The 10,967-nt window shown below is 64.4% G+C and carries 9 protein-coding genes; 7 read left to right on the top strand and 2 right to left on the bottom strand.

Features of this window, described 5'->3' with window-relative positions; translation table 11 throughout:
* The first annotated feature begins 32 nt into the window (after nucleotides 1–32).
* Nucleotides 33–1,391: an MBL fold metallo-hydrolase gene (locus tag RVU70_RS01745; protein WP_363349375.1), complete on the top strand. Its 1,359-nt coding sequence runs from the start codon at nucleotides 33–35 to the stop codon at nucleotides 1,389–1,391.
* On the opposite strand, the gene RVU70_RS01740 is transcribed toward RVU70_RS01745, so the two are convergent.
* A complete protein-coding gene (locus RVU70_RS01740; RefSeq protein WP_363349374.1) occupies nucleotides 1,388–3,652 on the bottom strand; it encodes a lytic transglycosylase domain-containing protein in 2,265 nt (754 codons plus the stop codon). The genes RVU70_RS01745 and RVU70_RS01740 overlap by 4 nt on opposite strands.
* Nucleotides 3,653–3,853: 201 nt before the next feature.
* Between RVU70_RS01740 and dapA the strand changes: the two genes are divergently transcribed.
* Together dapA and smpB are read left to right on the top strand one after the other, a co-directional pair.
* A complete protein-coding gene (dapA, locus tag RVU70_RS01735) occupies nucleotides 3,854–4,747 on the top strand; it encodes a 4-hydroxy-tetrahydrodipicolinate synthase (RefSeq protein ID WP_363349373.1) in 894 nt (297 codons plus the stop codon).
* Nucleotides 4,748–4,806: 59 nt separating this feature from the next.
* Nucleotides 4,807–5,283: an SsrA-binding protein SmpB gene (gene smpB, locus RVU70_RS01730; protein ID WP_363349372.1), complete on the top strand. Its 477-nt coding sequence runs from the start codon at nucleotides 4,807–4,809 to the stop codon at nucleotides 5,281–5,283.
* 79 nt (nucleotides 5,284–5,362) lie between these two features.
* Here the strand turns inward: smpB and RVU70_RS01725 are convergent, their stop codons facing one another.
* Nucleotides 5,363–5,989, bottom strand: a complete 627-nt coding sequence (locus tag RVU70_RS01725; RefSeq protein ID WP_363349371.1) for an NYN domain-containing protein — start codon at nucleotides 5,987–5,989, stop codon at nucleotides 5,363–5,365.
* A gap of 380 nt (nucleotides 5,990–6,369) precedes the next feature.
* Between RVU70_RS01725 and rpoZ the strand changes: the two genes are divergently transcribed.
* The 4 genes from rpoZ to lepB all read left to right on the top strand — a co-directional run bounded on the left by rpoZ (nucleotide 6,370) and on the right by lepB (nucleotide 10,958).
* A complete protein-coding gene (gene rpoZ / locus RVU70_RS01720; protein WP_363349370.1) occupies nucleotides 6,370–6,756 on the top strand; it encodes a DNA-directed RNA polymerase subunit omega in 387 nt (128 codons plus the stop codon).
* A gap of 155 nt (nucleotides 6,757–6,911) precedes the next feature.
* Nucleotides 6,912–9,125, top strand: a complete 2,214-nt coding sequence (locus RVU70_RS01715) for a bifunctional (p)ppGpp synthetase/guanosine-3',5'-bis(diphosphate) 3'-pyrophosphohydrolase (protein ID WP_363349369.1) — start codon at nucleotides 6,912–6,914, stop codon at nucleotides 9,123–9,125.
* A 148-nt stretch (nucleotides 9,126–9,273) separates the two neighbouring features.
* Nucleotides 9,274–10,029, top strand: coding sequence for a pyridoxine 5'-phosphate synthase (locus RVU70_RS01710; RefSeq protein ID WP_363349368.1), 756 nt, complete (start codon nucleotides 9,274–9,276; stop codon nucleotides 10,027–10,029).
* Nucleotides 10,030–10,187: 158 nt separating this feature from the next.
* A complete protein-coding gene (gene lepB / locus RVU70_RS01705) occupies nucleotides 10,188–10,958 on the top strand; it encodes a signal peptidase I (protein WP_363351177.1) in 771 nt (256 codons plus the stop codon).
* Nucleotides 10,959–10,967 lie beyond the last annotated feature (9 nt).

Genomic DNA, 10,967 nt, shown 5'->3' with positions numbered 1-10,967 from the left:
GACCGAGGCGCAAACATCAGCGAGAGTCCGCAGTGCAAATTCATTTCCTCGGCGCGGCGGGAACCGTCACCGGCTCCCGCTATCTGCTCGAAAGGCAGGACACGCGCCTTCTCGTCGATTGCGGCCTGTTTCAGGGCCTGAAAAATCTTCGCCTGCGCAATTGGGCGCCTTTCCCGGTGAAACCCAAGACCATCGCGGCGGTGCTGCTGACGCATGCGCATCTCGACCATTCCGGCTATCTGCCGGCGCTGGCGCGCGACGGTTTCGATGGACCCATCTACTGCTCGAAGGCGACGCGTGAACTCTGCAAAATCCTGCTCGCCGACAGCGCGCGACTGCAGGAGCAGGACGCCGAATACGCCAATCGCCGCGGCTTTTCGAAACATCATCCCGCTTTGCCGCTCTACGATTCGCAGGACGCCCGTCGCGTGCTGCGGATGTTTTCCTCGCTTTCCTTCGCCGACAGTCACGATCTTCGGGAAGGCCCGGTTTTGCGACTGCATCGCGCCGGGCATATTCTCGGCGCCGCCTCGCTCGAAGTGAACTGGAGAGGCCGGCGGATCGTCTTCTCGGGCGATCTCGGCCGTTACGACGATCCGCTGACCGTCGATCCCGAGCCGATCGACGGCGCGCACTATCTCATCGTCGAGTCGACCTATGGCGATCGACTGCATGATCGACGCGACCCCAAGGAGGCGCTCGGGAGCGTCGTTGAAAAGACAATTCGCCGCGGGGGCACGGTGATCGTTCCGGCCTTTGCGGTGGGGCGCGCGCAGATGCTGCTTTATTATCTCGAGCAGCTGAAAGCGTCGGGCCGCCTCGCCAATGTGCCAATTTATCTGAATAGTCCGATGGCGGCCGAGGCGAGCGAATTGTTCGTGCGTTATGGCGACGACCAGAAGCTTTCGGACGAGCAGCGGCGACGCGCCTGCGCGGTGGCGAAATATGTTCAGTCAGTCGAGGAGTCAAAGGCGCTCAACGATGACGAGACGCCCAAGGTGATCATTTCGGCGAGCGGAATGGCGACGGGGGGCCGCGTGCTGCATCACTTGAAGAAATGCCTCCCGGACCCGCGCAACACGATCCTCTTCTCCGGTTTTCAAGCGGCGGGCACGCGCGGCGCGGCGCTGGTCTCTGGCGCCGACAGCGTCAAGATTCACGGCGAATATGTGCCCGTGCGCGCCGAGGTCGAGAATTTAACGATGTTGTCGGCGCATGCAGACGCGGACGGCATTCTGCGCTGGCTGCGCAATTTCACTAATCCGCCGCGCATGACCTTCGTCACGCATGGCGAGCCGACAGCCGCCGATACGCTGCGGCGCCGGATACAAGACGAACTTGGATGGCGCTGCGTCGCGCCGGAACAGCTCGAGCGCGCGACGCTGTCTTAAGACCCGAAGCGCGCGAGCTGCACTTGCGGCGGCTCCGTGCCGGTGTCGCCGAATTTCGCGCGGTAGACGACGAAATTCTCCATCACGCGCTGCACGTAATTGCGCGTTTCGGTGATCGGGATGCGCTCCACCCAGTCGATCGGATCGACGTTGGGCTTACGGGGATCGCCATAGGCGTCCATCCACTGCTTCACGCGCCCGCCGCCGGCGTTATAGGCCGCGAAAGTGAGAAGATAAGCGCCTCTGTATTCGCCGAGCAGCGTGCCGAGATGCGCCGCGCCGAGCCTGGCGTTGAAGGCGGGCTCTTTCACCATGCGCGCGGCGTCGAATGCGAGGCCATGCTGATAGGCCGTATGCCGCGCGGTCGAGGCGATCATCTGCATCAGCCCCATGGCGCCGGCGGAAGACACAGCCTTGGGATCGAAGGCGCTCTCCTGCCGCGCGATCGCATAGACGACCGAACGCGAGGCCGAGTTCGGAAGCGCGTCGAAATTCGGCACGCCATAGGAGGGAAAGGCGACGTCGTCGAGCGGAATGCCGCGATAAGACGCGCTCTTGCCGAAAATCAGCGACATCTTCGCGTCGCGCTGGCTGGCGATCGCTTCGCCGAGCGCGGCGATCTGCCGGACGTCGGCCATGTTTTTCGTCGCCTCGAGGGCGAGCGGCGCGGCCACGTCCTTGTCGCCCGTCGCGAGCAACAGCTCGACGACGCGCACGGCTTCGTGGCGCTCGTGATCTCGCGCGACGGCCGGGGCGGGGCGCAGCGGCTGGTCGTCGCCGCCGAGCTTGGCGCTCGCCAGCTGACCGTAGAAGGTGGTCGAATGGGCGGCGGCTTGACGATAGAAATCGCGCGCCTTCGCGTCATCGTCCGGCGTGTGATAGGCCTCTGCGGCGCGGGCGCGCCAATAAAGCGCTCGCGATTTTTGCAGCGGGGTCTCCGCGACCTGACCCAGCGCTGCGAAATGCCTTGCGGCGCGCGACGGATCGTCCAGAAAGCGCAGCGCAATCCAGCCCGCCATGAATTCGGCTTCGACCTTGTTGCTCGTCGACTCGGCGCCATGTTGCGACGCGATGAGATAGGCGGTGTCGGCGTCGCCCGTATCGAGCAGCTTGCGCGCGGTCTGGCGCCGTTCGGCCCACCAGGCGTCGCCGTCGACCACTTTCGCCGGATCGGTGGGCGCCTTGCGAAACAGCGCGCCGGCCTCGGCGAATTTCTTGGCGCCGTTCAGACTGCGGATGCGCGAAAAGAGCAGGCCCGGGTCGTTCTGGAGCGACGGCGGCACGGAAGCGAAAAGCTTCTCGCCGCCGGCTCCGTTATTCGCCGCCGCGCGGGCGCGGGCGAGAGCCGCGACATCCTTGCCGGCGAGTTCGGCGGCGCGCAGGGCGAGCACATTCTTGCCGGCGTAAAGCAGACGGTCGGCGCGATATTTGTGATCCTCGGCGGTAAGCAGCGCGCCGAGTTCCTTGTAGAACTGGTTCTCGAAACTTTGGCCGAGATCCTCTTCGCGCCAGGCCTCTCGGGCGAGCGCGCCGGCGGTCTCGAAGTCGCCGTCGCGCGCCAGCGCGCGGGCCAGCGCAAATTTGCCATAGGCCGTCTGCGGCTTGGTTTCGGCGAACCAGCCCTTCACGACCCGGTCCGGGTGGTGTTCCGCGACGAGGGCCTCTTCGGCGCGGCGACGGAGCCAGTCCGCGGCCGGCCAATCCGGATGCGCCGCGAGAAAGGCTGTGATGCGTTTGAAGCCCGCCTCGTGGGAATGGAGCTTGAGTCCGACCCAGCGCGCGGCCGTGTCCGCGAGATCGGTCTGCAGATTGGCCGCCGCCTCTTCGCCGCTCGCGAAGTCGCCGGCGCGGAAGGCCGCCAAAGCGGGGTAGAAATTCTCGAAGTCCGGCCCGAGAAGTTTCGACGGGTCGGTCGCGTTCGGCGCAGCGGCGCGCGGCCATCCGTCCGGCGGCGTATAACGCGCGAGCGGGGACAGGCCCGCGTCGTCCTGCCCAAACAGGGAGATCTGCGGCGGATGCGCCGCCTCGGTGTGGGGCGGCTCGCCGGTGACCAATCCGCGCACCGTCTCCTCGAGATTGCCGACGCGCGCGCGCCAGGCCCCGACGCTGAACGGAACATGCGGAACGATGTTGACGTATTCGCGCCGCGCTTCCCCATCGCCCAGATCGTCAAAGCCCGTGAAGGCGGGCGTGATCAGGGCGATCACGGCGGCGGCGGCCAGGAGCTTGAGGCGCATCGAAACCCGTGGAGGCAAGGTCATCGCGTTTCGTTTCCGTCTTCAGAGGCTGGACCTTATTCACTTACGAAGCGTTAACCAAGGCGTCGCCGTAGCGCCCTGCCTGACGCGCCCCAACTCGCCTAGGTGGGGCTTTTCTCACAAGCCCCCAGCGGCTATGAAAGACCCGTCTATGATACGGGCGCGAATACGGCGGCTGTGAGGCGTAAGGAAGTTCCTGATTCTATGAGCAACAAGCCGATTTTTCATGGGTCGATCACGGCTCTCGTCACGCCTTTCGCCAATGGAGAGGTCGATTACGACGCGCTCCACGCGCTCGTCGACTGGCAAATCGAGCAGGGAACGCATGGGCTTGTTCCCGTCGGGACGACGGGCGAAAGCCCGACTCTGAGCCATGAAGAACATGGCCGCGTCGTCACGGAAACCATTCGGGCGGCCAAGGGGCGCGTCCCCGTCATCGCCGGCGCGGGTTCGAACAATACGCGCGAGGCCATCGCCCTTGCGGGTCACGCCGAGCGCGCCGGCGCGGACGGACTGCTGATCGTCACGCCCTATTACAACAAGCCCAATCAAGAAGGGCTCTATCTGCATTTCAAGGCGATCAACGACGCGGTGTCGATTCCGATCGTTATTTATAACATCCCGCCGCGCTCGGTGATCGACATGAGCGTCGAGACGATGAAGCGTCTGTCGGAGCTCAAGAATATCGTCGGCGTGAAGGACGCGACCGGCAATATCGGCCGCATTTCGCTGCAACGCGAGGCGATGGGGCCGGACTTCATCCAGCTTTCGGGCGACGACCTCACGGCGCTCGCCTGCATGGCCGCGGGCGCGCATGGCTGCATTTCGGTCGTCTCCAATATCGCGCCGCGCCTGTGCGCCGATCTGCAGAGCGCCTGTCTTGCCGGCGATTACGCCAAGGCGCTGGAAGTTCAGGACCGGCTCGTGCCGCTCCAAGTCGCGACCTTCCTCGAGGCAGGCGTCACAGGCGCGAAATATGGTCTGTCGCTGCTCGGGAAGGCGCGCGAAGAGGTGCGTCTGCCGCTCGTGCTCTCGACGCAGCCCACCAAGGACCGCATTCGCGCCGCCATGATCCGCGCCGGCCTGCTGCCGGCATAGAGCTTTCGACGCGTCGTCGCCGGGAATCAGTCTTCGCTCGAAAGCTCTAGGAACGGGCCGTGGCCGCTAAGCAGGAGCCGAATCACAAGGTTGTCGCCGACAACCGGAGGGCGCGCTTCAATTATGAGATCGGCGAGACCTTCGAGGCGGGGCTCGCCCTGACCGGGACGGAAGTCAAGTCGCTGCGCACCGGCAAGGCGACAATCGCCGAGAGCTACGCCCATGTCGACAGGCATGGCGAGGCTTGGCTCGTCAACGCCAATATTCCCGAATATCTCTCTGGCAACCGTTTCAACCACGAGCCGAAGCGACCGCGAAAACTATTGCTGAAGTCCCGCGAGATCGCGAAGCTCGCGCAGGCGGTGGAGCGCGAGGGCATGACCATCGTGCCGTTGAAGCTCTATTTCAACGCCAGGGGACGCGCGAAACTCCAAATCGCGCTCGCGCGCGGCAAGAAGATCCACGACAAGCGCGAGGTCGAGAAGAAACGCGATTGGAGCCGGGAAAAGGGGCGGCTCATGCGCGAGAAAGGTTAGTTTCGGCCGGCAAGGACGCCTCGGAGCGCAAAAAAGCCCGGCGAGGGCCGGGCTTTTGGACTCTCGAAGCAGAGGAGCCTTATTCTTCGTCTTCTTCGCTATGCACGCCGGCCGGGGCGGGCGCGGGCATTTGCGGACGGCTGGGGCGCTCCTGGTAGCGCTGCATACGCTCGGCGCGTTCGCCAGGATCACGTCCGATCTTTCCGACCAGATGGATGAGGTCGATGAATTCATCGGCTTGGCGCCGCAGTTCGTCGGCGATCATCGGAGGCTGCGTGGTGATCGTCGAGATCACCGAGACGCGCACGCCCTTGCGCTGCACGGCCTCGACGAGCGAACGGAAGTCGCCGTCGCCCGAGAACAGAACCATGTGGTCGATATGCTCGGCCATCTCCATCGCGTCGACGGCGAGCTCGATGTCCATATTGCCCTTGACCTTGCGGCGGCCCAGCGAGTCGACGAACTCCTTGGTGGGCTTCGTCACGACAGCGTAGCCGTTGTAATCGAGCCAGTCGATCAACGGGCGGATCGAGGAATACTCTTGATCCTCGATCAAGGCCGTATAATAGAACGCGCGTATAAGTCGCCCCTTGGCCTGAAACTCGCGCAGGAGGCGTTTGTAATCGATGTCGAAGCCAAGCGACTTGGCCGTGGCGTAGAGATTAGCGCCGTCAATAAATAACGCAATACGTTCGATATCAGCCATTTTATTCTCGCGTTCGTTATGTAGGTCGCCTTCGCCCGAGCTCTCGGCCTTGGGCCCGGCGCCGGCGCGTTCAACCCTGTTGAAGCGGCCTTGACTGCCGACAAACCATCGCCGGTTTCATTTTGGAAAGGCGCCTTTGTCGGAACACGGACGCCGCAGCGTCACGACCGGTAGATTGCGCCGATGTGCCGCAACGTCAAGAGCAACCCGAGCTTTAAGCAGACAATACTTTGTTAAATTTCCGATAAGTTGATGGTTTACCGCTCAATATGGGCAACCATAACCCGGCGTGGGTTCGTCAAAAGCCCAGTTTGCGATTGATCTGTCAACCATATTGGTATAACTGCCTTCGTTTCCCCTCGGACAGGAGCTGTGGACAGATGGCGCGCGTCACCGTCGAAGACTGTATCGACAAAATTGAGAATCGATTCGATCTGGTTCTTCTTGCGGCTCATCGCGCCCGGCTGATCTCCTCCGGCCAGCCAATTCTCGTGGATCGCGACCGCGACAAAAACCCCGTGGTGGCCTTGCGCGAGATCGCCGAGACGGCGCTGTCGCCGGGCGATCTGTCGGAGGATTTCATCCATTCTCTGCAGCGCCACGTCGAAGTCGACGAGCCGGAGGCCGAGGCTGCGCCCGCCCTTACCCCTGCCGCCGGCGCCGACCTCGAGGGCGAGACGCAGTTTGACCGCATGACCGAGGAAGACCTTCTGCGCGGCCTCGAGGGACTTGTGCCGCCGGCCGAGGTCGAGGAAGACGGCGAGTAAAAGCCATTGGCGATGCGGTCTCCCCTTGGAGACCGCGGCAAAGCTGCGCTACAATTCGGGTCAATTCCCAGCGGCCTGACGTCGCCCGCCCGCTCCGCGCCGCTCGGATGCGAGGGCCGCGTCGGCCGCGCTATCCTGTCGTGGCGTTTAAGCGCATGATGCGTCAATACGAGCTTGTCGAGCGCGTTCGCAAATACAACCCGAACGTCGACGAGGATTTGCTGAACCGCGCTTACGTCTACGCGATGAAGGCGCATGGCCAGCAGACGCGCGCTTCCGGCGACCCCTATTTTTCCCACCCTCTCGAAGTCGCCGCCATCCTGACGGATCTCAAGCTCGACGACGCGACCATCGTCGCCGCCGTGCTGCACGACACGATCGAAGATACGGAGACGACGCGAGAAGAGATCGATCGCCTGTTTGGCGAGCAGATCGGCCGGCTCGTGGACGGCCTCACCAAGATCGAGAAACTCGACCTCGTTTCCAAACAGGCCCGCCAGGGCGAGAATTTCCGAAAGCTGCTGCTCGCCGTCGCCGAAGACGTGCGGGTGCTGCTCGTCAAACTTGCCGACCGCCTGCACAACATGCGCACGCTGCATTTCGTGCCGCAGGAAAAGCGCGCCCGCATCTCGCAGGAGACGCTCGACATTTATGCGCCGCTCGCCGGGCGCATCGGCATGCAGCGCCTGCGCGAGGAATTGGAGGGGCTCGCCTTCCGGCATCTGATGCCCGAGGCGCATCAGACGATCGAGCAGCGCCTGCACGAGCTGCGCACGAAAAATGGCCGCATCATCAAGAAAATCGAGGACGAGCTGAAGCGCGAATTCTCCGATCGCGGGATAGAGGCGGCGGTGACCGGGCGCCAGAAGACGGCCTATTCCGTCTGGCGCAAGATGGAGCGCAAATCCATCTCCTTCGAGCAGCTCTCCGATATCTTCGGTTTCCGCATCATCGTCGGCACCGTCGAGGACTGCTATCGCGCGCTCGGCGTCGTGCACGCCAAATGGCCGAACGTGCCGGGCCGCTTCAAGGATTATATTTCGACGCCCAAGCAGAACGACTATCGCTCGATCCACACCACCGTGATCGGACCCGGCCATCAGCGCGTGGAGCTTCAGATCCGCACGGCCGAGATGCATGAGATCGCCCGTTTCGGCATCGCCGCCCACGCCCTCTACAAGGACGCGACGGGCGACGAAGGGCGCGAGGAGCTCGCCAAGGAAAGCCGCGCCTTCCGCTGGCTGCAGGAGACGCTCGATCTGCTGGCGCATGGCGACAGTCCCGAAGAGTTTCTCGAGCATACCCGGCTCGAGCTGTTTCAGGATCAAGTGTTCTGCTTCACGCCCAAGGGCGGCCTCATCGCCTTGCCGCGCGGCGCGACGCCGATCGATTTCGCCTACGCCGTCCACACCAAGCTCGGCGATTCGGCTGTGGGCGCCAAGATCAACGGCCGCGTCGCGCCGGTTTTGTCTCAATTGCAGAATGGCGACGAAGTCGAGATCATCCGCGCTGAAGGCCATGTGCCGCCGGCTGCCTGGGAGGCCGCTGTCGCGACCGGCAAGGCGCGCGCCGCGATCCGCCGCGCCACGCGCGAGGCGGTGCGGCAACAATACGCCGGGCTCGGCCGCCAGATCGTCGAGCGCGCCTTCGAGCGCGCGGGCCGCGCTTACTCCGACGACAGACTCAAGGGCGCGCTTACCCGTCTCGCCCGGCCCTCGATCGACGACGTTCTGGCCGCGGTGGGACGTGGCGAAATCTATTCCGGTGACGTGGTGAAGGCGGTCTACCCGGACTTCACGGAGGAGCGCAAAACCGCGCAGGCGCCGATGGCGCCGGGCGAACCGGGCTGGTTCGGCGTCAAGGCCAACGCCAATGTCGTCTTCAAGGCGCCGGGCGCGGCGGGCGACGGGGACCCGGGCGCCATTCCCATTCGCGGCTTGCGCGGCGACGCGCCGGTGCGCTTCGCGCCGGAGGGCGGCGCCGTGCCGGGCGACCGCATCGTCGGGATTTTCACGCCGGGCGAGGGGATCACCATTTATCCGATCCAGTCGCCTTCGCTCACTGCCTTCGACGACCAGCCCGAGCGTTGGCTCGACGTACGCTGGGACATCGATCCGGAAAAGCCCGCTTTGTTCCCGGCGCGCATCGTCGTCACGGCGATCAACGAGCCCGGCACGCTCGGCGCCCTGGCGACGCTGATCGGCGAAGCGCGCGCCAATATCGATAATATCCGTTTCAAGGCGCAGTCGCCGGATTTCCGCGAGATGACCTTCGATCTCGAGGTCGCCGACCTCAAGCATTTGACCGACGTGGTCGCCAAGCTGCGGGCGAGCGCGCTGGTGAGCAAGGTCGAGCGGGTGATCGGGTAGTTGGCCTTAGCCGAGCAGTGCGATCGACAGGCTTGAACCGCCCCCCTCCGTGCGGCGCTTGTTAGAAGCTCGCGTTTCGAAGGACCAGGGCGCGTCTGGCTAGCGCCTCCGGCATGACAAGCGTCCCCTCGCTGCGCTATGACGCGCCATGACTACAAAACCCCTTCGCCTCGGCGTCAACGTCGATCACGTCGCCACCATCCGCAATGCGCGCGGCGGGCCGCGTCCCGATCCCGTTCGCGCGGCGCTCCTCGCCATTGAGGCGGGCGCCGACGGGATCACCGCGCATCTGCGGGAAGATCGCCGCCATATCACGGACGCCGACATGGCGCGGCTGAAGGCGGCGATTTCAAAGCCGCTCAATTTCGAAATGGCGGCGACCGGGCAGATGCTGGACATCGCCCTCGCGACCGCGCCGCATGCGGTCTGTCTCGTGCCCGAAAAGCGCACCGAGCGCACGACCGAGGGCGGCCTCGACGTGATCGGCGGCCACGATTATCTCGCCCCCTATGTTGACCAGTTGACGCGCGGCGGCGTCCGCGTGTCGCTCTTCATCGAGCCGTCGCCGGAGTCGATCGACGCCGCTGTCTCGATCAAGGCCCCGGTCGTCGAGTTGCATACGGGGGCCTGGTGCCACGCCGTGGAAGTGGGCGATCTGGCGCTGGCGGATCGTGAATTTGCGCGCGTGCAAGAAGCCGCGGCCTATGCCGGGGGGCGCGGGCTCGAAGTCCACGCGGGCCACGGCCTCGACTACGACACCGCCCGGCGGGTCTCGGCGCTGCCGCAGATCGTCGAGCTGAACATCGGCCATTTCCTCGTGGGCGAGGCTGTCTTTGTCGGCCTCGCCGAGGCGATCCGTCGGATGCGCCAGGCGATGGAAGAGGGGCGGGCGGCGGCGGGCTGACGGGTCCGGGCCTGGGAAGCCCGGATCGGGCTTGCCCGGTAACCGCTTGTCCAGGCCACTGGTTCTCATCTGGGCGACGCCGTGCTAAGCGGGGTCTCGGGGCGGATTCTGGCCGCCGCCAAGGTCAAGGAGCAGTCGGCTTGAGCAGGAACGTCCCGGTGGCACAGAAGCAGGAAGAGGGCGGAGTTCTCGAGACCATCAAGGTCATCATCCAGGCGCTGGCCATTGCGCTCGTCATCCGCACGCTGCTGTTTCAACCCTTCAATATCCCATCGGGCTCCATGATCCCGACGCTGCTGATCGGCGACTATGTCTTCGTTTCGAAATACGCCTATGGCTATTCGAATTATTCGATGCCTTTCGGCCCCAATGTTTTTTCCGGCCGCGTGCTGGCCTCGCCGCCCAAGCGCGGCGACGTGGTGGTGTTCAAGCTGCCGCGCGACAATGAGACGGACTACATCAAGCGCGTCATCGGCTTGCCCGGCGACCGCATTCAGATGATCGAAGGCCGCCTTTACATCAATGGCGTCGTCGTGCCCCGCGAGCGGATCGCGTCGGCGGAGACGGAGAATAGGGAAGGGCGCGAGGTTCCGGTCGCGACCTATAAGGAAACGCTGCCGGGGGACGCCCAGCATCCGGGCGTCGAGCACACGATCATCGAGATCGAAGACGATTACGGGATGAACGACAATACGGGGCTCTTCGTGGTGCCGCCGGACCATTATTTCATGATGGGCGACAACCGCGACAACTCGACCGACTCGCGCATCGCGCCGGAGAGCGGCGGCGTCGGCTACGTCCCCTTCGTCAACCTCGTCGGCCGGGCCGAGATCATCTTCTTCTCGGTCAGGAAAGATGAGTCGGCGCTCGCCTTCTGGCGCTGGCCGTGGTCCGTGCGTTGGAGCCGTCTGTTCAAGTCGGCGCATTGAGCGGGCGCG

This window comes from Methylocystis echinoides (assembly GCF_040687965.1).
In the GTDB taxonomy this organism is placed as follows: Bacteria; Pseudomonadota; Alphaproteobacteria; order Rhizobiales; family Beijerinckiaceae; genus Methylocystis; species Methylocystis echinoides_A.
Note: the sequence above shows the minus strand (reverse complement) of the source record. Positions and strands in the feature narration are given on the sequence as shown.